The organism is Zwartia sp. (assembly GCF_049655405.1).
GTDB lineage: Bacteria > Pseudomonadota > Gammaproteobacteria > Burkholderiales > Burkholderiaceae_B > Zwartia.
In genome coordinates this window covers 83,907-106,840 of sequence record NZ_JBASJR010000012.1, presented here as the reverse complement: position 1 = coordinate 106,840, position 22,934 = coordinate 83,907, and the positions used below count along the sequence as shown (strand labels likewise).

Annotated in this window: 24 protein-coding genes; 13 read left to right on the top strand and 11 right to left on the bottom strand. The window is 54.5% G+C overall.

Going from position 1 to position 22,934, the window contains the following annotated elements; genetic code table 11:
* Positions 1 to 9: 9 nt before the first annotated feature.
* The gene (argJ, locus tag WBJ47_RS11040; RefSeq protein ID WP_422242649.1) at positions 10 to 1,236 is read right to left on the bottom strand and encodes a bifunctional glutamate N-acetyltransferase/amino-acid acetyltransferase ArgJ; all 1,227 of its coding nucleotides are present in this window, start codon (positions 1,234 to 1,236) and stop codon (positions 10 to 12) included.
* A gap of 178 nt (positions 1,237 to 1,414) precedes the next feature.
* Between argJ and WBJ47_RS11035 the strand changes: the two genes are divergently transcribed.
* Genes WBJ47_RS11035 through WBJ47_RS11015 form a run of 5 tightly spaced genes read left to right on the top strand, consistent with a single transcriptional unit; the run spans position 1,415 to position 5,942 of the window.
* Entirely contained in the window at positions 1,415 to 2,581 is a 1,167-nt protein-coding gene (locus WBJ47_RS11035) for an ABC transporter substrate-binding protein (RefSeq protein ID WP_422242650.1), read from the top strand.
* A gap of 28 nt (positions 2,582 to 2,609) precedes the next feature.
* Positions 2,610 to 3,530 (top strand): branched-chain amino acid ABC transporter permease, encoded by a 921-nt coding sequence (locus WBJ47_RS11030; protein ID WP_422242651.1) that lies wholly within the window; start codon positions 2,610 to 2,612, stop codon positions 3,528 to 3,530.
* Positions 3,530 to 4,474 carry a branched-chain amino acid ABC transporter permease gene (locus WBJ47_RS11025; protein ID WP_422242652.1) on the top strand — a complete coding sequence of 315 codons (945 nt, stop codon included), beginning with the start codon at positions 3,530 to 3,532 and terminating at the stop codon, positions 4,472 to 4,474. Before WBJ47_RS11030 ends, WBJ47_RS11025 begins: the two co-directional genes overlap by 1 nt.
* Positions 4,471 to 5,238 (top strand): ABC transporter ATP-binding protein, encoded by a 768-nt coding sequence (locus WBJ47_RS11020; protein WP_422242653.1) that lies wholly within the window; start codon positions 4,471 to 4,473, stop codon positions 5,236 to 5,238. Before WBJ47_RS11025 ends, WBJ47_RS11020 begins: the two co-directional genes overlap by 4 nt.
* Positions 5,238 to 5,942, top strand: coding sequence for an ABC transporter ATP-binding protein (locus tag WBJ47_RS11015; protein ID WP_422242654.1), 705 nt, complete (start codon positions 5,238 to 5,240; stop codon positions 5,940 to 5,942). The genes WBJ47_RS11020 and WBJ47_RS11015 overlap by 1 nt, the downstream gene beginning before the upstream one ends.
* Before the next feature lie 81 nt (positions 5,943 to 6,023).
* On the opposite strand, the gene hemL is transcribed toward WBJ47_RS11015, so the two are convergent.
* The 3 genes from hemL to thiD are packed head-to-tail and all read right to left on the bottom strand — an operon-like array spanning position 6,024 to position 8,851.
* The gene (gene hemL, locus WBJ47_RS11010) at positions 6,024 to 7,310 is read right to left on the bottom strand and encodes a glutamate-1-semialdehyde 2,1-aminomutase (protein ID WP_422242655.1); all 1,287 of its coding nucleotides are present in this window, start codon (positions 7,308 to 7,310) and stop codon (positions 6,024 to 6,026) included.
* 14 nt (positions 7,311 to 7,324) lie between these two features.
* A complete protein-coding gene (thiE, locus tag WBJ47_RS11005) occupies positions 7,325 to 8,017 on the bottom strand; it encodes a thiamine phosphate synthase (protein WP_422242656.1) in 693 nt (230 codons plus the stop codon).
* A 15-nt stretch (positions 8,018 to 8,032) separates the two neighbouring features.
* The gene (gene thiD, locus WBJ47_RS11000; RefSeq protein ID WP_422242657.1) at positions 8,033 to 8,851 is read right to left on the bottom strand and encodes a bifunctional hydroxymethylpyrimidine kinase/phosphomethylpyrimidine kinase; all 819 of its coding nucleotides are present in this window, start codon (positions 8,849 to 8,851) and stop codon (positions 8,033 to 8,035) included.
* 129 nt (positions 8,852 to 8,980) lie between these two features.
* On the opposite strand from thiD, the gene WBJ47_RS10995 reads away from it, so the two are divergent.
* Genes WBJ47_RS10995 through WBJ47_RS10970 form a run of 6 tightly spaced genes read left to right on the top strand, consistent with a single transcriptional unit; the run spans position 8,981 to position 13,039 of the window.
* Positions 8,981 to 9,145, top strand: coding sequence for a rubredoxin (locus WBJ47_RS10995; protein ID WP_028816113.1), 165 nt, complete (start codon positions 8,981 to 8,983; stop codon positions 9,143 to 9,145).
* Between the two features lie 9 nt (positions 9,146 to 9,154).
* Positions 9,155 to 9,760 (top strand): YqgE/AlgH family protein, encoded by a 606-nt coding sequence (locus tag WBJ47_RS10990; protein ID WP_422242658.1) that lies wholly within the window; start codon positions 9,155 to 9,157, stop codon positions 9,758 to 9,760.
* Positions 9,753 to 10,145 (top strand): Holliday junction resolvase RuvX, encoded by a 393-nt coding sequence (gene ruvX, locus WBJ47_RS10985; RefSeq protein WP_422242659.1) that lies wholly within the window; start codon positions 9,753 to 9,755, stop codon positions 10,143 to 10,145. Before WBJ47_RS10990 ends, ruvX begins: the two co-directional genes overlap by 8 nt.
* Positions 10,146 to 10,167: 22 nt before the next feature.
* The gene (gene pyrB, locus WBJ47_RS10980; RefSeq protein WP_422242660.1) at positions 10,168 to 11,055 is read left to right on the top strand and encodes an aspartate carbamoyltransferase catalytic subunit; all 888 of its coding nucleotides are present in this window, start codon (positions 10,168 to 10,170) and stop codon (positions 11,053 to 11,055) included.
* On the top strand, positions 11,052 to 12,296 hold the full coding sequence (locus tag WBJ47_RS10975) for a dihydroorotase (RefSeq protein WP_422242661.1): 1,245 nt from the start codon (positions 11,052 to 11,054) through the stop codon (positions 12,294 to 12,296). The genes pyrB and WBJ47_RS10975 overlap by 4 nt, the downstream gene beginning before the upstream one ends.
* Positions 12,293 to 13,039: a lysophospholipid acyltransferase family protein gene (locus WBJ47_RS10970; protein WP_422242662.1), complete on the top strand. Its 747-nt coding sequence runs from the start codon at positions 12,293 to 12,295 to the stop codon at positions 13,037 to 13,039. The genes WBJ47_RS10975 and WBJ47_RS10970 overlap by 4 nt, the downstream gene beginning before the upstream one ends.
* 4 nt (positions 13,040 to 13,043) lie before the next feature.
* Here the strand turns inward: WBJ47_RS10970 and WBJ47_RS10965 are convergent, their stop codons facing one another.
* Entirely contained in the window at positions 13,044 to 14,078 is a 1,035-nt protein-coding gene (locus WBJ47_RS10965) for an amidohydrolase family protein (RefSeq protein WP_422242663.1), read from the bottom strand.
* A gap of 125 nt (positions 14,079 to 14,203) precedes the next feature.
* Here WBJ47_RS10965 and WBJ47_RS10960 point away from each other — a divergent pair, with 125 nt between their 5' ends.
* On the top strand, positions 14,204 to 15,058 hold the full coding sequence (locus WBJ47_RS10960) for an alpha/beta fold hydrolase (protein ID WP_422242664.1): 855 nt from the start codon (positions 14,204 to 14,206) through the stop codon (positions 15,056 to 15,058).
* Between the two features lie 13 nt (positions 15,059 to 15,071).
* Here the strand turns inward: WBJ47_RS10960 and WBJ47_RS10955 are convergent, their stop codons facing one another.
* Genes WBJ47_RS10955 through mpl form a run of 6 tightly spaced genes read right to left on the bottom strand, consistent with a single transcriptional unit; the run spans position 15,072 to position 22,217 of the window.
* Positions 15,072 to 15,902 (bottom strand): symmetrical bis(5'-nucleosyl)-tetraphosphatase, encoded by an 831-nt coding sequence (locus WBJ47_RS10955; RefSeq protein ID WP_422242665.1) that lies wholly within the window; start codon positions 15,900 to 15,902, stop codon positions 15,072 to 15,074.
* Between the two features lie 2 nt (positions 15,903 to 15,904).
* Positions 15,905 to 17,083 carry an LPS export ABC transporter permease LptG gene (lptG, locus tag WBJ47_RS10950; protein WP_422242666.1) on the bottom strand — a complete coding sequence of 393 codons (1,179 nt, stop codon included), beginning with the start codon at positions 17,081 to 17,083 and terminating at the stop codon, positions 15,905 to 15,907.
* Between the two features lie 21 nt (positions 17,084 to 17,104).
* Positions 17,105 to 17,998: a shikimate dehydrogenase gene (gene aroE, locus WBJ47_RS10945; protein WP_422242667.1), complete on the bottom strand. Its 894-nt coding sequence runs from the start codon at positions 17,996 to 17,998 to the stop codon at positions 17,105 to 17,107.
* On the bottom strand, positions 17,995 to 18,897 hold the full coding sequence (locus WBJ47_RS10940) for a TonB family protein (RefSeq protein ID WP_422242668.1): 903 nt from the start codon (positions 18,895 to 18,897) through the stop codon (positions 17,995 to 17,997). Before WBJ47_RS10940 ends, aroE begins: the two co-directional genes overlap by 4 nt.
* Complete coding sequence (locus WBJ47_RS10935) at positions 18,894 to 20,810, bottom strand: ribonuclease catalytic domain-containing protein (protein ID WP_422242669.1); 1,917 nt, start codon at positions 20,808 to 20,810, stop codon at positions 18,894 to 18,896. Before WBJ47_RS10935 ends, WBJ47_RS10940 begins: the two co-directional genes overlap by 4 nt.
* 36 nt (positions 20,811 to 20,846) lie before the next feature.
* Positions 20,847 to 22,217 carry a UDP-N-acetylmuramate:L-alanyl-gamma-D-glutamyl-meso-diaminopimelate ligase gene (gene mpl, locus WBJ47_RS10930; RefSeq protein WP_422242670.1) on the bottom strand — a complete coding sequence of 457 codons (1,371 nt, stop codon included), beginning with the start codon at positions 22,215 to 22,217 and terminating at the stop codon, positions 20,847 to 20,849.
* A gap of 110 nt (positions 22,218 to 22,327) precedes the next feature.
* On the opposite strand from mpl, the gene WBJ47_RS10925 reads away from it, so the two are divergent.
* Entirely contained in the window at positions 22,328 to 22,906 is a 579-nt protein-coding gene (locus WBJ47_RS10925) for a redoxin family protein (RefSeq protein ID WP_422242671.1), read from the top strand.
* The last annotated feature ends 28 nt before the right edge of the window (positions 22,907 to 22,934 follow it).

Genomic DNA, 22,934 nt, shown 5'->3' with positions numbered 1-22,934 from the left:
AGGTTGTCATTAGGATCTGTAATCTGCGTTGATGCTGACGTATTCGTGCGAAAAGTCACAGGTGTAAACGGTGTCGGACACTTGGCCGCGGCCCAGTGCGATACGTACGAGGATTTCGGGTTCTTTCATGATGCGCTGGCCGTCTGCCTCTTGGTAGTCGGGGTTACGTCCGCCTTTGGTGGCAACCAGCACATCACCCAGCCAGAGCTTGACGCCGCTCACATCAAGATCGGTGATGCCGGCGTAGCCGATCGCAGCCAAAATACGGCCGAGGTTCGGATCGCTGGCAAAAAAAGCGGTTTTGACAAGAGGTGAGTGCGCGACCGCATAGGCGACTTGTAATGCCTCTTCGGTAGTTTTTGCTTCTTGGACCTGAATAGTCATGAACTTAGTCGCGCCTTCGCCATCACGCACAATCTTTTGTGCCAGATCGGTTGCGGCTGCAGCTAGTACGGCTTTGAGTGCGGCGTACTGAGGGTGTGAGGCGCTATCGATGGTCAGGCCACTCTTGCCTGTGGCAATCACGATAAAGGAATCGTTGGTCGAAGTGTCTCCGTCAATTGTGATGCGGTTAAACGACACGTCGGCGAGCTCTTTGGCGAGCTGATTGAGCAGAGGTTGGGCAATGCCCGCATCGGTCGCCAGGTAGCTCAGCATAGTCGCCATGTTGGGGCGGATCATGCCGGCGCCTTTGCTAATGCCGGTAATCGTGATGGGGTGTCCACCCAAACTGACACGTTGTGAGTGAATTTTGGGTTGGGTGTCGGTTGTCATGATGCCGTGCGCGGCTGACACCCAGTTGTTCTCACTCAGATTCTTCAGTGCGCCGGGCAGACCTGCCTTGATTCGGTCCACTGGCAGTGGCTCAAGAATGACCCCCGTGGAAAACGGCAATATTTGCTTGCTGTCGAGCTGCATGAGTGCAGCAAGTGCCTGACAGGTTTCGTTGGCAGCTTGCATGCCGGGCTCGCCGGTGCCTGCATTGGCATTTCCTGTGTTGATGACGAGGGCGCGGATTGGACTTGCGCTGGCCAAATGCTCCTGACAGACCAAAACGGGGGCTGCGCAAAAGCGGTTGCGGGTAAATACACCGGCAACCGTTGAGCCCGGGCTCAGTCGAAAGACTGTCAAGTCGCGACGGTTTGCCTTGCGGATACCCGCTTCGGTCACGCCGATTTCTACGCCGGCAACGGGGAAGACTGCATCGTCGGAGGGAATGTGCAAATTAACGGCCATGTTCGGTCTGCTAAGAAAAGAGTTGAGCAATTCAACATTATCACCTGTTTTGTGTCTGCTTGAGGAGGTCTGAATGAGGTCTGAATGGCGGCAGAGCGTGGCTCACCTGCTACTATTTGCGCTGCAGCAGCACCCCTTTTGCCCCGTTTTGGGCGACTGATCGCTCAGGAGACTTTTTATGCGTTTATTTAAGCAACTTCTCGCCATGGCCGCTCTTGTGCCTGGTTTGGCGTTCGCGCAGGCACCGATCAAAGTCGGCATTGCGAATGATTTGTCCGGTCCTTTTGCTGCGCTAGGCGCAGAGGCGCGTGATGGTTTCAATCTGGCGATCAAACAGCTAGGTGGAAAACTAGGCGGCAAACCCGCCGAATTTTTGCAAACCGATATGGGTGGCAATCCTGATCAGGCACGTCAACTCGTCAATCGTTACATCCAGCGCGACAAAATCGATTTTTTTACAGGTCCGATTGGTTCGAACGTGGCTTTAGCGGTCGGTCCTGCGCTGTTCGCTGCCAAGATTCCCTATCTCTCCAATAATCCCGGCCCCAGCCAATTTGCAGGCGCCCAGTGTAATGACTATTGGTTTGGCGTGTCTTATCAGAACGATGCCTTCCACGAGGCAGCAGGCAAGGTTGCCGCTGATCGTGGCTTTAAAAACATGGTGATCATGGCCCCCGATTATCCGGCCGGCAAAGACGCTCTCAATGGTTTTAAACGTGGTTACAAAGCAGCGGTGGGCCAAGAGGTTTACACCAAGCTGGGACAGATCGACTATGCCGCTGAGTTAGCACAGCTTCGCGATGCCAAGCCTGAAGCGGTCTACATCTTTCTGCCAGGCGGCATGGGGATTAACTTTATTAAGCAGTTCGTTTCCGCAGGCTTGAACAAAAGCATCAAGTTGGTCGGCCCGGGGTTTTCAGCGGATGAAGACGTGATTCGTGCGGTGGGTGAGCCCATGCTCGGTATGTTTAATACAGCGCAGTGGGCCCATGATCTGGATAATGCAGCCAACAAAAAGTTTGTTGAGGCCTTCCGCAAGGAATACAAGGACCGTATGCCTTCAGTCTATGCTGCCCAAGCATATGACGTGATCATGGCGATTGATGCGGCGGTCAAAGCCACCAACGGAAAGGTGGCGGATCGTGCAGCTGTTTTGGCTGCGCTTAAAAAAGCGGACTTTGCTTCTGTGCGTGGACCCTTTACCTATGGCATCAACAACTTTCCTATTCAGCCCTACTACGTGCGCGTGATTGAAAAGAACGCAGCGGGCCAGATTACAAACAAGCTGGTGGGCAAGGTGTTTGATTCCTATCAGGACGTGTATGTGGGTCAATGCAAAAAATAACACCGACTAAAGAGCCTGTTCTGAACTTATGAGTTCGACGCTGATCGCCGAGCAGTTGCTCAATGGACTGCAGTTTGGCCTGATGTTGTTTTTAATTGCAGCGGGCCTCACGCTCGTGTTCGGGATTCTCGATATCCTGAACGTGGCGCACGGCTCGCTGTATATGGCTGGTGCCTACGTTGCCGCTCAAACCATGCAAGTGACTCAGTCCTTTGTTGCTGCTGTGGTGGTGGCGGCTGTCGTGACGGGGCTGGTGGGACTGGTGCTTGAGCTCGTTCTGATCAGAAGGTTGGTGATCCGAGATCATTTGGCGCAAGTGCTGGGGACCTTTGCAGTGATTTTGATCGCCAACGATGTGGTCAAGATGATCTGGGGACCCGCACCAATGATGATGAGTATGCCGCCTGCATTGTCGGGGCCGGTGCAGCTCTTGCCTGATCTCTTGTACCCGGCCTATCGCCTGTTGATCATCGCGGTGGGTTTGGCGGCTGCTTTAGGTCTTTATTTGTTTGTCACGCGCACGAGAGCGGGTGTCTTGGTGCGCGCGGGCGCATCAAACCGGCAGATGGCCACACTGATGGGCGTGCGTGTGCCGCTGCTGTTTCTCGGAGTGTTCGTGCTCGGAGCAATGTTGGCGGCGCTTGCTGGCGCTTTACTGGGTCCGGTGACGGCGATTCAGACGGGTATGGGTGAGCAGATATTGATTTTGGTGCTGGTATGCATCGTGATCGGCGGAATTGGCTCGATGCGCGGCGCGTTTGTGGGTGCCCTGTTAGTCGGCTTTGTGGATACTGCGGGTCGAGCATTTTTACCGTCTTTACTCAAAATATTTTTCTCTCCAGCTGTGGCTTCCAGTGTGGGGCCGACTTTGGCTGCGCTGTCTATTTATATTTTGATGGCAGTGGTGTTGGTGTTTAGACCCTCGGGTCTTTTTCCGGCGCGTGGTTGATGATGCGCACATTATTGACTGCGAAGAGTTTGTCTGTGCTGGGTCTTGTGCTGCTGTTGGTATTTCCATTGGTAGCACCTGCACTCAATCTTGATTTTTATGTTTCATTTGTTCGGCGTGTCTTGATTTTTGCCTTAGCGGCGACCAGTCTGAATTTTATTTTGGGCTATGGTGGCATGGTCGCGTTGGGACATGCTGCATTTTTTGGAGCAGGTGCTTATGTCGTGGCAATTCTCTCCGTCCAAGGGGTTTCGCAGGCGTTGATTGCCTGGCCTGCGGCCATGTTCGCGGCGGGTATGCTCGCCTTTGTGATTGGATTGATTTCCTTGCGCACGCGCGGGGTCTACTTCATCATGATTACGCTGGCCTTTGCCCAGATGGTGTTTTATCTGTTTATCTCTTTGCGACAGTATGGGGGAGAGGATGGCATCAATCTGGCAGGTCCCTCCTTGCTACCCGGGCTCAATCTTGCGGATGACCGAACGTTTTATTACGTGGTGTTGTGCGTGGTGCTGGTTTGCTTGTGGTGGCTCAATCGTCTCATTCAGGCTCGCTTTGGCCAAGCCTTGCAAGGGATCCGCGAAAACGAGTCACGCATGGAGGCGTTGGGATATCCGGTTTTCCGCATTAAGTTGCTCGCATTTGTCATTGCAGGCGTGATGGCGGGACTTGCGGGCGCGCTGTTGGCGAGCCACAACCAATTCGTCTCGCCGAGCCTGATGCACTGGACGGCGTCGGCCAACCTGATCATTATGGTGATTGTTGGAGGCATTGGCTTGCGCTATGGTGGACTCGTGGGGGCTGCGGTGATGTTGTGGCTGGAAGAAGTCCTGCGCTTGTATACGGACTATTGGCACTTGCCTCTGGGCGTGCTGTTGCTTGCGATTGTGTTGTTTGCGCCTCGTGGCCTCGCAGGGATGTTTAAACCGGGCGGTGCGCGATGAATGCGACCGTCCCTGACATAGTGTTAGAGGCACAGCAGCTCACCAAGCGCTATGGCGCGTTGGTCGCATGCGATCAGGTATCGCTCTCGCTTCGGTCAGGCGAGATTCACGCGCTCATTGGCCCTAATGGTGCGGGTAAATCGACACTGATTCATTTGCTGTCTGGTTCTGTTGCCGCAGATAGTGGGCGACTGACTCTCAAGGGGCATGATGTCACCCGCTCGGGTTTGCATCAGCGGGTGGCGGCGGGCTTGTCACGATCCTATCAAATCACCAATATTTTCAAGCAACTGACTGTCTTTGAAAACTTACTGTTAGCGGTGCAAGCCAGCGCTGGCAGTAGCTTTAGTTTTTGGCGCCCGCGTGCACAGGACAAAGCCTTGACCGAGGCTGCGGAGCGATTGGCGCAGGACTGTGCCATCAGCCCAGAAAGTTGGCGCGCGGCGGCAGGGACTTTGCCCCACGGTGAGCAGCGTAAGCTTGAATTTGCATTGGCTTTGGCATCCAAACCGTCCGTGTTGCTGCTTGACGAACCCATGGCAGGGATGGGGCCAGATGAAACGCTCAAGCTGACGGAGCTGATCGCCTCGATGCGTGGACGCACGACGATGTTGTTGGTCGAGCACGACATGCAGGCAGTCTTTCGTCTCGCGGATCGACTCTCCGTTTTAGTGTACGGTCGTATCATCGCAACCGGTACGCCCGAAGAAATCCGCAATCATGCTGGTGTGCGAGAAGCTTATTTGGGTGAGGAGCACGCTTGATGTTGCATGCCCATCAGTTACAGAGTGGTTATGGACTGAGTCAGGTGCTGTTTGAGGTCTCCCTCGATATTCAGCGTGGCGAAGTCGTGGCTTTATTGGGCCGTAATGGAATGGGCAAAAGTACGCTCATCAAGACGCTGTTTGGCCAACTCCCCTTGTCTGCAGGCACTCTGACTTTTGAGGGGCAAAATATTGCGGGCTGGCCCTCTGATCGTATCGCGCGGCTGGGTTTGGCCATTGTGCCCGAAGGCCGCCAGTGCTTTCCTAATCTGACTGTGAAGGAGCACCTGACGGCTTTTGTCGCGCACCGGAATCCCGAGATTCGCGAGCCCTGGGACGTTGAGAAAGTGTTTGAAATGTTTCCGCGTTTGCGTGAACGAGCACGCAATATGGGTAATCAATTGTCCGGCGGTGAGCAGCAAATGCTGGCCATCGGGCGAGCGCTCGTGACCAATCCCAAGCTGCTCGTGTTGGACGAGGCCACTGAGGGGCTTGCCCCTCTGGTGCGTGAAGAAATCTGGCAGTGCATCGCACGTTTGCGTGAGAGCGGGCAGACCATTCTCGTGATCGATAAATACGTCGAGCGGCTACTAAAACTTGCTGACCGGCATGTGATTTTGGAGCGTGGCGCTGTCGTGTGGCAGGGTAGTTCTGCTGAACTGGATGCGGATCGCAGTCTCTGGACGCGCTATTTGGGCGTTTAGTGTGGTGTTCAGTGAGGTCTTCATTCAGGTGTTCAGGCACTGTGCGCACCTAAACACCTGAACGAAGATACGTCAGAGGGCTTAGCCCTTGGCGAGCTTGGCAAACACCTTGTCTGCTGCGGCGACCGTTGCGGCAATCACGCTGTCATCATGCGTGGCGGAGACAAAGCCCGCCTCGTAGGCTGAGGGTGCAAAATAGACACCTTCATCCAGCATGGCATGGAAAAACACCTTGAACATCTCAATGTTGCTGGCCGACACTGCAGCGAGAGAGGTGGGGATGTCGTTGGAGAAGTACAGGCCAAACATACCGCCTTCGCTATCTGCGCTAAAAGGAATGCCATGCGCGTGCGCGCGTTCGGTCAACCCCTTGGTGAGTGCGCGTGTCTGCTTGTCCAGCGCTTCATAAAAGCCTGGCTTGGACAATAATTTAAGTGTGGTGATGCCCGCTGCGACTGCGACGGGATTGCCTGACAGTGTACCGGCCTGATAAACGCCACCTAAGGGTGCGATATTTTTCATGACCTCGGCGCTGCCACCAAAAGCACCGATCGGCATCCCACCGCCGATGACTTTAGCCAGAGTCGTGATGTCAGGTTTGATTCCGGTCAGACCTTGAACGCCTTGAGGACCAACACGGAAACCTGTCATGACTTCATCAAAAATCAGCAATGCGCCATGCGCAGTACATTCGCTGCGCAGTGCTTCGAGAAAGCCCGCGATCGGCTTAATCATATTCATGTTGCCGGCAATGGGTTCGACGATGACACAGGCGATTTCTTTGCCGTGTTGAGCGAACGCTGCCTTGACGCCCTCGATATCGTTGTAGTCGAGCACGATGGTGTGGGCGACAAACTCAGGCGGTACGCCGGCTGAGGTTGGGTTGCCAAACGTCAAGAGTCCTGAGCCCGCTTTGACTAGCAAGCTGTCTGCATGGCCGTGATAACAGCCTTCAAATTTGATGATTTTGTTGCGACCTGTTGCACCGCGAGCTAGTCTGATGGCGGTCATGGTGGCTTCGGTGCCTGAGCTGACCAAGCGGACCTGTTCAATAGACGGCATGCGTTCAATCAGCATTTCTGCGATGACGATTTCAGTCTCTGTGGGCGCGCCATAGGACAAGCCATGGACTGCAGCGTCTTGGACGGCCTTGACGACCTCAGGATGAGCGTGACCCAAAATAGCAGGGCCCCACGAGCCGATATAGTCGATGTAGCGTTTGTCATCGGCGTCCCAAAAGTAGGGGCCTTGAGCGCGTGCGACGAAGCGTGGTGTGCCACCCACGGAGCGAAAGGCCCGAACGGGTGAGTTCACGCCACCGGGAATGCTAATACAGGCGCGATCGAAAAGTTCTACGTTGCGTGACATAAAAAATACTCCGTTCAGACGGCAGAAGTGGATGTGGAAATAGGGGGTGTGAGCGGCGCTTGGGCAAAAGGTGCAGAAAGCGCGCGTGCCGCAGCTTCGATATTTTGAGCTAAAAATAGGCTGCCGACGACTGCGATGCTATCCGCACCTGCGGCTGCTAAGACCGGCGCCTGGGAGATGCCGATGCCGCCGATGGCCACCACAGCCGGTCGAGGTGCTTCAAGCGTCTGAGCCAGTGTCTGCCCTGCGCGAAGCACTTCAAGCGGCGCAGTAGGGGCGAGCGGCTTGGTTGAGGATGCGTACATGGCACCAAAGGCAATATAGGCCACTTGATGTTTGAGCATGCTTTGCGCGCGTTGGGGGTCGGCATAGCAAGATACCCCAAGCAGCATGTCAGGTCCGATTTCTTGGCGGACTCGCGCCGGATCCTCATCGTGCTGACCAACGTGCACACCGTGTGCACCTAGTTCGAGGGCGAGTCGCCAGTCATCGTTGATTAAAAAAATGAGGTCGAGCTCTTGGCAGACGGGTAGTAGAGTTTGGGCTAAATGGCGACGCAGTTCAGGCGTGGCCGTTTTGTGGCGCAGTTGCAAGGCCTTCATGCCGCCACGGGCCGCGTCACGAACAGCTTGCTCGAGGCGCTTGGCATCATCCCAGTCAGGGGTCACGCCATATAAACCTTTAGGAAACTTGAGTGTTGAGGGCATCAGCAAATTGGGTCGTTAAGGTGCAATTGGAATGCGACGGGCGATCAGGTTTCCCATGCCAGGCTGGAAGGACTGTAGCAGGGCTTGGCTGCCGTGAGCGCAGGCTTGTTCGGCGGCTTTGGGTACGCTGAGTCCGCGGGCCAGCAGGCAAGCCAGAGCAGTCGCGACCAATCCACCCGAATCTCTTGTGCGTTCGGGGGCGTTGGCGCACGGCCAAGCGATGGTCTCACTTTCAGGACCCGTTAGCACATTGGTCTGAAGTCCCGGACGTTGTTTAACGCCGGTGATAAGGACCCATTGGGCTCCGATCGCTTGCAGAGCTTGAGCGCCGCCTGCATGGCCAGAGGCTTCCATGACCTCTTCAGTGATCCATTGGTTGAGTCGTCGCGCCTCAATCACCACAATGTGAGCTTGGGGAACAAGCAGTTCGATCACGGCCCCAATCAAGTCGTCGACCTCGTCCTCTTCTTCGGTTGGCGTTTCAGTATCGATTTCTTGGGCGCCGAGATGTAAAACAAGCGGGATTTGGCTGTAATCCGCCGCGATCTGGGCGACGGCGCTCACCGCTGCAACCGAGGAGAGCGCACCGACTTTGATGGCCTGGACGGGAATATCCTCCAGCAGGCAGCGAGCCTGGTCATCAATTTGCTCGGCCGAGCAGGGCAGTACAGACTCGCTTTTTGCGCTGTCCTGGATGGTGACAGCGGTCAAAGTGGAGATCGCATGTCCTCCCAAGGCCGCGCAGGTAATCGCGTCCGCTGGCAACCCGTCTGATCCTGTTGGGTCAAAAGGGCCAAAAATGAGAGTGACAGGTGTTGAAATAGTTTGATTCATGTCAAAACGACAAGCGATGTGTAGGCACGTATGTGTTGGTTTCGGTAAGATTGACCCCATTGTAAGAGATGACCCGTTTTACTTGTCCTTTTCCTTGAGGACAGACGGGTTCCACCAAAAGAGAGAATGATGCGTACTTGGATGTGTTTGATTTGTGGTTGGATTTACGACGAAGAGACTGGCGTGCCCGAAGAAGGGATTCCTGCCGGTACACGCTGGGAAGATGTGCCTCCAAACTGGGTTTGCCCAGAGTGCGGCGCACGTAAAGAAGATTTTGAGTTGATGGAGATCTAAAGTCCTCGTATGGAGCAATCCCAACGCACACCTGAGACCGTGACCGACCTGTCCAATCAGTTTCTGATGGCCATGCCGGGTATGGTTTCTGGGGATCTCGCTGGAACCGTCATTTATTTGTGCGAGCACAACTCAAAAGGCGCGTTAGGTTTGGTGATTAACCGGCCGACTGACCTCAGTGTGGCCGGTTTGCTTGAAAAAATCGACCTCAAGCTTGAGATTGCGCCCGGGCAGAGTGCGGAGCAACAAATTGCGCACAGCCCTGCGGTATTTTTTGGCGGTCCAGTACAGACTGATCGTGGGTTTGTCTTGCATTTTCCCGCGGGTGATTACAGCTCAAGTATTAAGCTGGGGCGCTTAGCGTTGACCACCTCTCGAGACGTATTGGAGGCCGTAGCCCATGGAAACGGTCCAGAGCAATTGTTTGTGACGCTGGGTTATGCGGGTTGGGGGGCAGGCCAGCTCGAAAATGAGCTCGCGCAAAATGCTTGGTTAACTGTCGCAGCGCAAGAAAATATTATTTTTGATACGCCACCTCAAGACCGCTATCCCGCCGCTCTCAAGCTGTTGGGAATCGACCCAGTGATGCTGACCGGTGTGGCGGGTCATGCCTGAAGAAACGCTTCTGGCATTTGATTACGGTGCTAAAAAGCTCGGTGTTGCCCTAGGCAATACCTTGCTCAAACAGGCGCATCCGCTAGACATTATTTTGGAGCCTACTCGCGACGGTCGTTTTGCGCGAGTCGAGGCGCTGCTCAAGCGGTGGCAGCCTGAAAGACTCGTGGTCGGATTGGCGCTCGCGACGGATGGAAGCGAACAATACGCGAGCCAACACTGCCGACGTTTTGCACGTCAGCTCGAGGGGAGGTTTGGTTTGCCCGTCGTGTTGGTCGATGAGCGGGGGTCGAGTGTCCAAGCCCAAAAAATCACGGGAAATGAGCCCGATGATGCGGTGGCTGCGGCTATCATTTTGCAGCGCTATTTTGATGCGCTGACTTAAATGAATCCGGGCATATGAACGCATGCGCAATCCTCAACTAAACCAACGCGGCGAGCTGACACATCTGCTCACGACCGAAGGTCTGTCGCGCGCGATTCTGACGCGCATTCTCGACACGACTGCGTTGTTTCTTGCGTCGACAGAGGGTGCACTCAAAAAAACCCCGCTTCTGCAAGACAAAAAGATACTGAGCCTTGTTGATGAGCTGTTTGTTGACAAGGCGTCAACCGATGTTGGGGGATTTGAGTCCGCGGCTCAGAGTTTGTCCGCTGAATGGTTGGGAATCCAAAAACTGGAGCTCTCCACAATCTCTTCGCTCAGTGAACGTCATATCGATATCGTCTTATTACGGACCGAGGCGAGCGGTGTGCCATTTTTTATCGCACAGCAGATCGGTGCTCACACGCATATTGTGAATGCGGGGGATGGCTGTCATGCAGATCCATCGTCTGCCTTGCTGGATATGCACGTCATTCGTTGCGCAAAAAATGATTTTTCCAATCTCACGGTCGTGTTGGTGGGCGATGTGTTGCACTCGCGCCATGCGCGCTCCTGTATTCATGCACTTACCACGCTGTGTGTCGCCGAAGTGCGTGTCGTCGCGCCTTTGACTTTGTTGCCTGAGGGTCTTGCGCAATTAGGTGTGCGCGCATACACGCATCTGGCCGACGGCTTGCGAGACGCTGACGTCGTCATCATGCTGGATCAAGAGCGGACGGGAATAGATGCAACCTATATACCTTCGGCGCGCGAATATGTTGAATGTTATGGACTCACAGAAGAAAAGCTTGCATGCGCGAAACCTGATTGCTTAGTGCTTGGAACTGAGGGTTCAAGGAAGGCGAGCCGAGTTGCGGGTATCGCAGTGCGCATGGCGGCGCTGAGTCTTGTTGCGGGTGCGTTGGCATGAAACTGCATATTCAACAGGGGCGTGTGATCGACCCTGCAAATCATCTTGATGCGCTGGCGGATGTCTGGATTGCGCAGGGTAGGATTGTTGCTGTGGGGACGGCTCCAGAGGGGTTTGTCGCGGATAAAGTGTTTGATGCCTCTGGCATGATCGTATTGCCCGGCTTGGTCGATTTGTCCGCTCGCGTGGGTGCGTCTGGCGATGCCTTGGATGCGGCTTTGGCCGGCGGTGTGACAAGCGTGGTGCAGCCGCCAGAGGTGGTGACGACTGTCTCTGCGCCGTCACTCAGCCCTCGGGTCAATGTTTATCATTTGGGTGCGTTGACGGAGGGTTTGCAGGGGCAAGCTTTGTCTGAAATGATGAGACTGACCGCAGCCGGTTGTGTGGGATTTTCACAAGGCGATACGCCTGTGCAAGATACCGCAGTCCTGTTGCGCGCGATGCAATATGCCAAAACATTTGAGTACGGCGTGTGGTGTCGACCGCAAGATCCATGGCTCGCGCGCGATGGGGTGGCCGCGAGCGGTGCCTATGCGTCGCGTCTAGGTTTGGCAGGGATTCCGGTAGAAGCTGAGACGATTGCGTGTCAAACGTTGCTTTCGTTACAGCGCGCGACAGGTGTGCGCCTGCATCTTTGTCGCTTGTCGAGTGCCGAGGCCGTTGACATGGTGCGCACCGCTAAAAAACAAGGGCGTCCGATCACCTGTGACGTGAGTGCAAATCATGTACACCTCACTGATATCGATATTGGCTTTTATGACAGCCATTTCCGGCTCGAGCCGCCCTTGCGTGGTCAGCGTGATCGCGATGCGATTCGACTCGGATTATTGGATGGCACGATTGACGCAGTATGTTCGGATCACACCCTTCTGACGGATGAGGATAAACAACAACCGTTTACCAATGCTGTACCGGGGTCGATGGGTTTGGAGTTGTTGCTCTCACTGGTGCTCAAGTGGTCGCAAGATGCGCGGGTGCCTTTGAGTGAGGCTTTCAAACTGGTCACTTGTGGTCCGGGTCGAGTGCTGGCAGAGAGTGCCAATTGGTCCTTTCAGCCTGGTTGTTTGAGCATAGGCAATCAAGCGGATGTGTGCATAATCGATCCAGACGCATACTGGTTGGTTAGCCGTGAAAATCTGACTGGTGTGAGTAAGTGCACGCCATTTTTTGGTCGAGAGTTGCCTGGACGTGTGTGTGCAACGGTGTTGCACGGCCAAGTGGTATGGGAGCGCATGCCGTGAAGATATTGCGTTTTTCCTTGAGGGCATTGCTGGTCTTGACTTGGGTTGTTTTTGGCTTGCTCGTGATTGTTCTGACCTTCCCTCTGCTCAGGCATTCTGGACGGTTATGGGCCAAGCAATATTGGTCGATGGTTTTGTTGTGCCTATGCGGCGTACGGGTGTCGCACGTTGGCAAACCGCTACTCAGTGGGCCCGTGTTGTGGGTGGTGAATCATGTTTCATGGTTAGATATTTTTGCGGTCAATACGGTGCGCGCAGTGGTGTTTGTTGCCAAAAGCGAAATTCGCCGATGGCCATTATTAGGCTTGCTCGCCCGCGGTGCAGGTTCGATTTTTATCGAACGTGCCTCTAGGCATGCAGTGCAAAAAGTTGGCCGAGAGATGCAGGATATCTTTAAGCTTGAACAAGTCGTCGGACTATTTCCCGAAGGAACGACATCTCAAGGTTACGATTTGTTGCCTTTTTATGCCAACCTGTTCGAGCCTGCCCGACGTGCAAACGTGCCAATACAACCCGTTGCCCTGTTATTTTTTCATCATGATAAACGCAGTGATTTCGCTGCCTTTGTCGGTGATGAAAATCTGATGCAAAATCTTTGGAAAGTGCTGGGCGGGAAAGGTGTTCGTATAGAGGTGGAATTTTTAGCGCCTATTTGGGTGCCGGACGGATTGCCGGCACCTGCCCGAGCAGAGCTTGGGGCACGGGCACACCAAGTGCTCAGAGAGGTCGTGCTGAGACGCTAGCGCTTCAGCAACTCTGGCAACGTGGATGCGCGCGCAGACGTGAGTAGACGCCCAAGGCATTGTTGGCAAAAATTTGCTTTTTCTGCGAGGCATCTGCCGAAGGCGATGCTTCGATATAGCGACGTGTGTCGTCAAAGTAAAAGTTCGTCAATGGATCAATGCCCTGAACCGCTCCGACGGTTTCTGACGCAAACAGGATGTTTTTATTGGGCACCACGCGCAACAGCAAGTCGATGCCTGGCTGGTGATAGACGCAGGTATCAAAAAACACGTTATTCAGGACTTTTTCTTCTAGTGAAGGGATGCCCATATCCAGGGCCATGCCACGATAACGACCCCAGTGGTAGGGCGCTGCACCGCCGCCATGCGGGATGATGAATTTAAGTGTCGGAAAGTCTTTAAAGATATCCGAGGTCATGAATTGGACAAAGGCTGTTGTATCGCCATTGATGTAGTGGGTGGCCACCGCGTTGAAATGCGGATTGCATGAACCGCTGACATGGATCATGGCAGGGACATCAAGCTCAACCATTTTTTCATATAAGGGATACCACCATTTTTTGTCCCAGAGTGGTGGATCGCTCCAATGTCCGCCCGTCGGGTCGGGATTGATGTTGGCACCGATAAAACCAAACTCATTGACGCAACGCTCGAGTTCCTCGATGACACGCTTGCCTGGTGCGACGCCAGCGGCTTGTGGCAGCTGGCACACTCCGATGAAGTGCTCAGGATAGAGTTTGCACACACGGTTGATCAGCTCATTGTTGTAGCGCGCCCAGACCACATTGGTGTCTTCGTTGCCCATGTGGTGATCCATCGCCACTGCTTTAGGCGAGAAAATCGTCATGTCGATGCCGCGCTCTTTCATGATGCGCAGCTGATTGTTATCGATGCCATGACGGATTTCCTCGTCGGACACTGCAGGTGGTGGCGCCGTCGGTGCCTGACCGGTCCGCTGAAATTCTGCGATTTGGTCCGCACGAAATTTGGCGACCTGAGGTGGGGTCGTGGTGAAGTGGCCGTGGCAATCGATAATCATGTTTGAGCTCAGTCAACAATCAAAAATTGCACTTTACACAATTTTGCTGAGTTTGACGGACTTGTCCATTGGGATACTATCTTGCGAGCTTAATGTTTGTTTTTTGCCACAGAGGAACAGTTGCCATGTCCAGCCCCGTTAATCAGCAAACTCTTGACTGGATCGCCGAGTTTGAGTCGCGTGCCACACGTCATGTTGTCACCGTAGGGGAACACCAAGTTAGCTGGCGACAGTTCGGAGAGGGTCCCCCCCTCGTTCTGATTCATGGGGGGCATGGAAGCTGGCTGCATTGGGCGCGCAATATTGAGGCGCTCTCTCAGGACTTCTCACTGTGGATCCCAAATTTGGCAGGCTACGGTGACTCTAGCGATCCCAGGTTTGATGATTTTGCAACGATGGTAGATGTCACAGCAGAGTGTTTAACTCAGCTGTTCGGGCCAGACACGCCCTTTGATCTGGCGGGATTTTCTTTTGGAGGCTTGGTGTCTGCCAATGTGGCGGCCAAAGGGCTTCCCGTGCGCCGTCTGGCCCTGCTCGGACCGGGAGGTCATGGGGGGCCACGTCGTGAGCGTGGCAAACTGATTAATTGGAAGCGTGCTGAGACGGACGAAGCACTGCTTGAGGCGATGCGCTTTAATTTGTGGGCACACATGATTTATGCCGATGAACAAATCGATCCCTTTGCGATGGGGATTCACACTTACTCTTGCATCAATACTCGCTTTCGTAGCAGGGGTATTTCGGGTCGTGGCTTATTGGGCCCCGCACTGGATAATTACAGTGGAGAGACGTTCATCATATGGGGTGAGCATGACATCACGTGTACGCCAGAGTATTTGATGACGCATATGATCGACGGGCAGGCGAGGCGCCAGGGTGTGATTTTGCCGGAGATCGGACATTGGGTGAATTATGAGGCGGCTGAGCCGGTCAATGCGCTGCTGAAGGCCTGGTTCCTAGAGGGAAAGACTACTGCGTAGTCAGTATGGGTGCCTAGTCATCGTGCGGATCGAGTGTCTGCGCGCAAGGGACTTGAACCACCGCATGATCTTGCAGGCGCACGGCGGTGAGGTGGCCGCCCCACAGGCAACCACTATCCAGACAAATCACATCGCTGTCGAGCTTAAGCCCTAACGTAGACCAGTGTCCAAAAACCACCGTCACGTCACGCGTGGCACGCTTGGGCAAGTTAAACCAAGGGACGAGGGACTTGTCTTCAGGCGCAGGTTCCGTTTTGACATTCAGGAGCATGCGTCCTTGTTTGTCACAAAAACGCACACGGGTCAGCGCATTGATGATGACGCGCAAACGGTCAGGCCCTTTGAGGCGATCATCCCACTGATCAGGCGTGTTGCCGTACATCAGCTGCAAGTGTTTTTTCCAGTCCGCGCTTTGCAGGACGGACTCGACTTCACCTGCGAGTTCGACCGTTTCTTCGGCATCCCATTGAGGAAGAACGCCCGCATGGACGAGTAAATGTCCATACTCGAAATGTGCCAAAGGTTGAAAACGTAGCCAGTCGATGATGTCTTGGGCATCATCGGCGGCGAGTACCTCGTCAAGCGTGTCTTTTTTGCCGGTCTTTCGAACACCGGCCGCCATCGCTAAGAGGTGAAGGTCGTGATTACCCAAGACGACCGTGGCACGTTCGCCAAGCGACATGATGCGACGAAGCGTCGCGAGAGATTGAGGTCCTCGGTTGACCAGATCACCAGCAAACCAAAAGTGCGCCTCGGGATCGTCTTGAATGTCGGGCTGAGACAACAAGGTCTCAAGAGAGCCGCAGCAACCTTGAATATCACCAACCATCCAAATGCTATGCATACTCATATCGGTGATTTTTTCCAAAAGGAGCGACCGCGCCGTCGGTTGGCAATCGCGTTACGATTTTCCATCGTAAAGACTGCGGAGAGCGCAATCATCATGGCGCCGATATTGGGGAGTAATGCTGTCACGACAGGCGACCAGTTGTAAAGCAGACTCACATTTAAAGCGAGTTGGTTCAACATAAAGAAGCCCGTGCCAAGCAAAATGCCCAGAAAAACCTTGGCGCCGACGCCGCCACGCCGCGTCTGCATAAAGCTGATCGGGGCTGCAATCGTCAGCATGACCAACAGCGTAAAGGGGTAGGCAAGTTTGCGCCAGATCGCCACGACTTGGCGATCGGCCTGGAGTTGATTGCGATTGAGATAGTCGATGTAGTCATGCAGAGCGAGAAGTGACATGCGCTCCGGCGTCAGAATTCTGGCGACCAAGCGTTCTGCTGAAAGAGAGGTGTCAAAGCTGCGCTCGGCAGATTGGGTGACCGTTACAGAAGGCGTGGTTGAGACTTTGGCGTCAGAAAGGGTTTTTTCGATGGATGGCGCAATATGGTTTTCTGTGACTTTTTGCATCACGAGCTTGCCATCAACGAAACGGCCGGCTTCGGATTGAGCCACGAGAGAAAGTGTCAGACCATCCGGAAACTCGTAGACACGCAAATTAGACACATTACCCGAGGCGAGCAAGTTGCCAACGTTGATGATCCGCGTGCCGCCGTTCGGCGTGGGTTCTTTGAACCAGTAGCCACTGGCGAGACGTCCGCCTTCCACCCTTCCGCGCATGAGCAAGTTGGTTTCGCTGCTTTTGATCTCCGCCATGGGCGTGAGGAATTCGGAAAGGATCAGTGCACCCAGGATGATGGGGATAGAAACAGTCCACAGCATTCTGAGCAACCCAAAGCCGCTGACGCCCGACACCCTCAGAATGACGAGTTCGTTGCGCTGGGCCAAGCTAGAGAGCGCCAGAATCGCACCAATCAATACTCCGATGGGCAGCAGGTCGTAAAGCCGTGTCGGAATCGAGAGAACCTGCAGATAAAACAATGCAGCAAGCGGGAACTTGTCTCCAACCGTGTCGAGCTCATCGACCAAGGTGAAAAACGTAAATAGTCCGAGCAAAGCAATCAGCACCACAGAGGTGGAGCGATAGATTTCTCGGGCAAGGTAACGGCGGGCAGTTCTCATAGTTTCAAGTGTAATCCCCAATCACGGTTGACTGAGTTCTGCCCGTAAAGAAGTTAGTACTGGAGTGACATCTGGACGCAAGCCATGCCAAAGGTAGAAACTTTCAGCCGCTTGTCCCACCAGCATTCCTAAGCCATCACTGAGGTGAGTCGCGCCATCGGCTTTGGCTTGGAGCATAAACGCGGTAGGCTTTGCCGCATACATCATGTCGTAGGCCCACGCGCCCGGTGCATAAAGCCCTGCGGGCAAAGCGGGTGCTTCACCGCTCAGGCTGCTTGCACTCGCATTCACCACAATATCCCATCTTTCAGGGACGGCGGTGTCCGCGAGGCTGCCTGCGGAGAGGACTTTTTGCATGGAGGGTTCTGACGCGTGCCACTCTGACACCAATGCTTGCGCGCGCGCAACGGTCCGATTGACGACGTGAAGTTGCTTGCACCCAGTTTCAAGTAGTGGTCCCAACACTCCGCGCGCTGCCCCGCCCGCGCCAACCATCAAAATCCTTGCACCCTCGCATCGAACACCCAGACGCTTTAAATCTGACACTAAACCCACTCCGTCCGTGTTGCAACCGTGCAAAGCACCATCACGCATCCAAAGTGTATTGACCGCTTGTGCTTGCCGTGCCCGTGTGCTGAGATGCTCACGCGCCAACTCCCACGCCTCGAGTTTGAAGGGGACGGTCACATTTAAGCCGCGACCGCCTGCTGAGAAAAATTGGTTGACCGTGTGTTTAAAGGCATCCAAGGGTGCTTCGAGTCGTTCATAGGTGAGTGCGATGTGTGTCTGTGCCGCAAACTGTTGATGAATCGATGGTGAGCGGCTGTGCTTGACTGGATGACCAATCACTGCGAACCGTTGCCCTGCCGCTTGTATGGAGGGAGTGGATGATCTAGTTTTGACGATGAGTGTCATGGTTGTCTGGTCTCCAAAGCGCCGTTGACGAAATGCCAGGTTCGGGTGAGAACAAGTTGATCAATCTGCCGGGCCATGTCGGCGGGAAAAGGCGCGAATGGGGCAGATAGTTGGGCGATGCGTCGGACCGCTTGATTGAGCAGAGGACTGTTCGAGGGACGATTGATCGTGATATCCGCAATCGAGCCATCTGCGCGTATGGTTAAGGTTGCCTGAACGCTGCCATAGGATTTTCCCTCCACACCTTTTGGGTAGTGTTCGGTTCCCACTTGTTCAATACGCTGACGCCATTGATCAATATATGGGGCGTAAGTCGTTTTGCGAGCGGATGCTGCATCAAAATGCTTGCGAGGGCGCGCATTGTCGCGTTCGATGCGCTGCGCCAGCACTGCAATCTGTCCGTTTAAAACAATACTGTCTTGATCCGTTTCGTCCTCGCCGGCCTTCTCGCTGGCGTCGGTTGGTGAAGGTGCGGGTTGTCCGGGAGATGTTTGCTCACGTGAACGAAGCTGGGTCAGAAGTTGCTGTTGCTGTATTTCGAGTTGTTGCCGCTGACGAATGAGTGCGTCCAGCATGATGGGCTCAGCAGCATCACCGGTGTGCGGGATGATGGTGGACATATAGCCTTTTTCGGCCTGACCGCCTCCATCCACATTGCTTTGTGCGAGTAGGTTGGCTTGGCTCGGCTCGCTTTCGGTGGCGGCATTGACCATGACGATTTCAAGCTCGGAAGGCTTGGGCTCGAAGGGGGGCGGTGCGGCTCTTTGCCAAGCAAGCAAAGCTAGATGACAGGTAATAGACAACAACAGCCCCCAGCGTAAAAAACGCTGCTGCGCGTTCAGCCAGCTTGCACCAGCTGGCGTAGGCGCTTGGAGGGGATTGAAACGACTCGTGTTCACGTTGCTGGGTTGATTTCCTCGGTTTGTTCGCTTTCAATGCTCGCTACAAATCGGCAATCCATTTCAAGAGCAAGCTCATCGAATCCCGTAATTTGCAGTGTGATGCGCTGTCCTCTGTCGAGCGCTGGTAGACCGGTTAAACGAACGACCATCGGCGCATGGCTCAGACGCACCAAATCCTCTTTGAGAACGGTCGCTTCGCATTCGGAGACTTGCTGTTGTTGAAGCCAACGCAAGCACCAGAACCGCTCCATGCTGTTTTGAAAGTCATGCCATGCTACATATTGTGACTCAAACCCCCCGATAATGGCGAACAAATCTGCATCACGCGGTTTAAAGGGCGCGACGAGTGGGGCTGATACACCATTTTCGATGGCAGCGATCAGTTGCCATTGATTGACGAGGTCAACATAGCGACGCAAAGGTGAGGTGCACCAAGCGTATTGCGGAACGCCGATCGCTTCGTGAGGAAGGGCGTGCGTGCTCATGCGCACGCGCCCAGTTTGTTGTGAGCGATAAATGCCGGGTAGGCCATGGGTCGCCAGCAAACCACCCCAGGTGCTGTTCGCCAGAATCATGTACTCGGCGACCAATCTGTCTAAGGGTGCGTTACGCAAACGCGGCACAAGGCGTACGGTCGAGCTCGGATCGTCCGGATCGCCATCGACATAAAAGCTGTATTCGACCCGGTTATTGTTTTCAGGTTTTCCACGTACGATTTCACGCTGTTTACATAGTGCGAGCGCAAGTTGCCAGAGCGGACGAATCCAGTCGTTATGGGGAAGTTCGATGCTCGGATCTGCAAGTGACTCCTCGGTGATGAGGGCATCGAGTGCGTTGTGACGCAAGTTTGCGCGCACAGCCAAGCGTTCGAGACGACTTTCGTGGGAAATGATTTCTCCCGTTTCGGGATTGGCGGTGACGTACAGTGACAACACAGGAACAGGTCGGCCTTCGTCCAGCGAAAAAGCGGCAATGACTTCATCGGGCTGCATCGGAATTTTGTCACCAGGCATGTAGACCGTGGACATCCTGGCGCGTGCAAGCTTGTCGAGCGCACTGTCTTTGGTGACAGCCAGTCCAGGGGCGGCAATATGGATGCCCACGCACAGATTGCCGTCAGGCAGCCGAGTCACAGAAAGCGCGTCATCAATCTCTGTCGTGCTGATGTCGTCGACAGAGTAAGCCTCTACCTCTGCGAGAGGGAGTTCGCGTGCGATGTCCGGTACGTCGCACGGCGCAAAACCAGTGCCACGCGGAAAATGGTTCGCCAGAAAGCGTCCTTTGTGCAGAGCGAGTGCATGAGGCCACGCGCCCGAGTCCAGCAAGAGGCGCTCTGGCGATGTCTGTCGTTGTGTACACGCAGCGTCGAGAGCCTTCCATGCTTGTGAGTTTTTGTCTGGTTTTGTAATCAAGGTCATGGCGGCCTGCGCGACCTCATCCGGAAGCTGGCCAGCGGCGATTGCTTGCGCCCACTCCTCGGTTTGGGCCGCCGCCCGTTGTTTCTTTTCTTGAGCCGCTAGCGCTGCGCTCAAAATCTCGGGAGGTGCTGCGCGATAACGACCTCGGCCACGCCGATGGAAGTAAATTGGGGCACTGTGCAGCCTGAGTAGTAATGTGGTTTTCTCTAACGTGTCAGGCGGATGCCCAAAATATTCAGCGCCCATTGTCTCGATGTCGAACTCATCGGCGGGTGCACACTCCCAAAGAAAGGGCAGGTCGATTTCATTGGCGAGACTATCCGCCTGAGGCATCAACAGATCTGGTGTTGGGCTGGCAAACGTAAAGATGCAATTGGCGCGTTTGACCTTGCTGCGTTTGCCAGATTCGGATTCAACCTGAAGGGTTGCATCGGCTTCAGCCATGATGTGACCTGTTTTAAAGGCGCCATCTTCTTCGTATAAAACGTACATGAATATTGGTGTTCCAGTGAATCTGTCGAGCGCCCTTTAGGCGGGTGATGCGGCAAGCGCCTCAAGGAGTCGGTCATGCACGCCAGCGAAGCCGCCATTGCTCATGACGACGATGTGATCGCCGGGTTGTGCGGCACGCTGAATGGCTTGGACGAGTGTTTCAATTGCTTGATGCGACTGCATACGCGAGCCGAGTGAGCCAAGTACTTCGGACGGATCCCAGCCGAGCGCCTGCTTGCCTTCGCGCTGTCCATAGCAAAACACTAAATCCGCGTCTACGAGCGCAGCAGGGAGCCGTGCAGCCATTGTGCCAAGTTTCATGGTGTTCGAGCGCGGCTCGAGCACAGCCAATATACGCTGTGTTCCTATCTGCGCACGCAAACCTGCCAAGGTGGTGGCAATGGCGGTTGGGTGATGCGCAAAGTCATCATAGACCGTGATGTTTCGGACCGTGCCGCGAACCTCCATTCGTCTTTTGACACCACTAAACGCACAAAGCGCCTCGATGCTAGTGGCTGCGGAGACGCCGACATGTTGTGCCGCTACGATAGCGGCGAGCGCGTTATGTTGGTTGTGTGCGCCCGTATGCGTCCATGCAACGGTGCCAAGCGTGAGTGACCCGTTCAACACATCAAATGACACCGCGTCACGCGAGTGTGTGTGCCAGCCGTCTGTCGTGTTGATGGCGGTATGTTCGGCCCAGCACCCCCGAGCAATCACGCGAGCGAGTGCGTCGTCTTGTGAGGGCGTGATGACGAGCCCGGTACGCGGCACAGTACGTAATAAGTGATGAAACTGTGTTTCGATGGCAGCGAGATCAGGAAAGATGTCCGCATGGTCATATTCGAGGTTATTCAGAATGGCCGTGCGGGGGCGGTAGTGGACAAATTTTGAGCGCTTGTCGAAAAAGGCCGTATCGTATTCGTCCGCCTCAATGACAAAAAGAGGCTGTGTGGCATCAAATCGTGCCGAGACTTCGAGTCCAGGCGCAACGCCACCGATTAGGAAGTTTGGTTTTTTGCCTGCGTATTGCAAAATCCAGGCCAGCATGGAGCTCGTGGTGGTTTTGCCGTGCGTACCTGCTACGGCCAAAACATGCTGGCCTTGCAAGACAAACTCTCCAAGCCACTGAGGCCCAGAGGTATAGGGCAAGCCCGCATCAAGAATGGCTTCCATGAGAGGATTGCCGCGCGAGACCACATTGCCGATGACAAAAAGGTCCGGCTTGAGTGCGAGTTGCTCGGGATCAAACCCCTCAATCAGATCAATGCCTTGCTCTTCAAGCTGCGTACTCATGGGGGGATAGACACCGGCATCACAACCCGTGACGCGATGTCCTGCGGCGCGCGCAATCAGCGCCAAGCCACCCATAAATGTGCCGCAAATTCCCAAAATATGCAGATGCATGAACAGTCTCCTCCCCACATTGTAGAGGTAGATGTCGTTCGGCTCAGGCGCGTTCCAAACCCTATTGCGATTGGTACATTGAGAGCACGAGGGGCGCTATGATATGAAGCATGAAGAGAAGAACCATCATCTTTGGCGGAGCGGGTTTGGCGGCGATTGCCACGACCGCTTGGTTTGCCTGGCACTCCACCTCGAAGCGCGCTCCAGCTGCGAATCGTGCCGTCGGTCTACCAGGAAGCGCGACCAGCAAAGTCGCGCCTAATCCAAGTGCTTTGTTCTCGGCGTCGTTACCGGACTTGTCAGGCAATCCCGTGGCACTCAGTCAGCTTAAAGGGCGCCCGCTCGTGGCGAATTTCTGGGCGACTTGGTGCGCACCTTGTGTTGAGGAGATGCCGCATCTTGATGCGCTCTCTAAATCTTTGCCTAATATTCAGTTTGTTGGTATCGGCATCGATACTGCGGCTAACATCTCTAAATTTGTCTCTAAAATTCCTGTTTCCTATCCATTATATGTTGCGGGGCATTCAGGTATTGCGCTTGTGAGAGAGTTGGGTAATGCAGCAGGAGGACTCCCTTTTACCGTACTGTTGGATGCAGAAGGGCACATTTTCGACACAATACTCGGTCAGGTCTCACCTGAGGATTTGCAAAAGCGGATTGCTCGCTTAGTGGCAAAATCAAAGACGTAGATAGACAAATGGCGGGAATTGGCGTAAA

Coding starts and splice junctions, on each gene's coding strand:
- WBJ47_RS10975 (WP_422242661.1), top strand. CDS start 11,052: ATGAAACTGCATATTCAACAGGGGCGTGTGATCGACCCTGCAAATCAT.
- hemL (WP_422242655.1), bottom strand. CDS start 7,310: ATGTCACGCAACGTAGAACTTTTCGATCGCGCCTGTATTAGCATTCCC.
- WBJ47_RS11035 (WP_422242650.1), top strand. CDS start 1,415: ATGCGTTTATTTAAGCAACTTCTCGCCATGGCCGCTCTTGTGCCTGGT.
- WBJ47_RS10925 (WP_422242671.1), top strand. CDS start 22,328: ATGAAGAGAAGAACCATCATCTTTGGCGGAGCGGGTTTGGCGGCGATT.
- WBJ47_RS10935 (WP_422242669.1), bottom strand. CDS start 20,810: ATGTACGTTTTATACGAAGAAGATGGCGCCTTTAAAACAGGTCACATC.
- WBJ47_RS10995 (WP_028816113.1), top strand. CDS start 8,981: ATGCGTACTTGGATGTGTTTGATTTGTGGTTGGATTTACGACGAAGAG.
- WBJ47_RS10990 (WP_422242658.1), top strand. CDS start 9,155: ATGGAGCAATCCCAACGCACACCTGAGACCGTGACCGACCTGTCCAAT.
- lptG (WP_422242666.1), bottom strand. CDS start 17,083: ATGAGAACTGCCCGCCGTTACCTTGCCCGAGAAATCTATCGCTCCACC.
- WBJ47_RS11020 (WP_422242653.1), top strand. CDS start 4,471: ATGAATGCGACCGTCCCTGACATAGTGTTAGAGGCACAGCAGCTCACC.
- thiE (WP_422242656.1), bottom strand. CDS start 8,017: ATGCCCTCAACACTCAAGTTTCCTAAAGGTTTATATGGCGTGACCCCT.
- thiD (WP_422242657.1), bottom strand. CDS start 8,851: ATGAATCAAACTATTTCAACACCTGTCACTCTCATTTTTGGCCCTTTT.
- WBJ47_RS10955 (WP_422242665.1), bottom strand. CDS start 15,902: ATGCATAGCATTTGGATGGTTGGTGATATTCAAGGTTGCTGCGGCTCT.
- argJ (WP_422242649.1), bottom strand. CDS start 1,236: ATGGCCGTTAATTTGCACATTCCCTCCGACGATGCAGTCTTCCCCGTT.
- WBJ47_RS10965 (WP_422242663.1), bottom strand. CDS start 14,078: ATGATTATCGATTGCCACGGCCACTTCACCACGACCCCACCTCAGGTC.
- aroE (WP_422242667.1), bottom strand. CDS start 17,998: ATGACACTCATCGTCAAAACTAGATCATCCACTCCCTCCATACAAGCG.
- WBJ47_RS10960 (WP_422242664.1), top strand. CDS start 14,204: ATGTCCAGCCCCGTTAATCAGCAAACTCTTGACTGGATCGCCGAGTTT.
- WBJ47_RS11030 (WP_422242651.1), top strand. CDS start 2,610: ATGAGTTCGACGCTGATCGCCGAGCAGTTGCTCAATGGACTGCAGTTT.
- mpl (WP_422242670.1), bottom strand. CDS start 22,217: ATGCATCTGCATATTTTGGGAATTTGCGGCACATTTATGGGTGGCTTG.
- WBJ47_RS11015 (WP_422242654.1), top strand. CDS start 5,238: ATGTTGCATGCCCATCAGTTACAGAGTGGTTATGGACTGAGTCAGGTG.
- WBJ47_RS11025 (WP_422242652.1), top strand. CDS start 3,530: ATGATGCGCACATTATTGACTGCGAAGAGTTTGTCTGTGCTGGGTCTT.
- ruvX (WP_422242659.1), top strand. CDS start 9,753: ATGCCTGAAGAAACGCTTCTGGCATTTGATTACGGTGCTAAAAAGCTC.
- pyrB (WP_422242660.1), top strand. CDS start 10,168: ATGCGCAATCCTCAACTAAACCAACGCGGCGAGCTGACACATCTGCTC.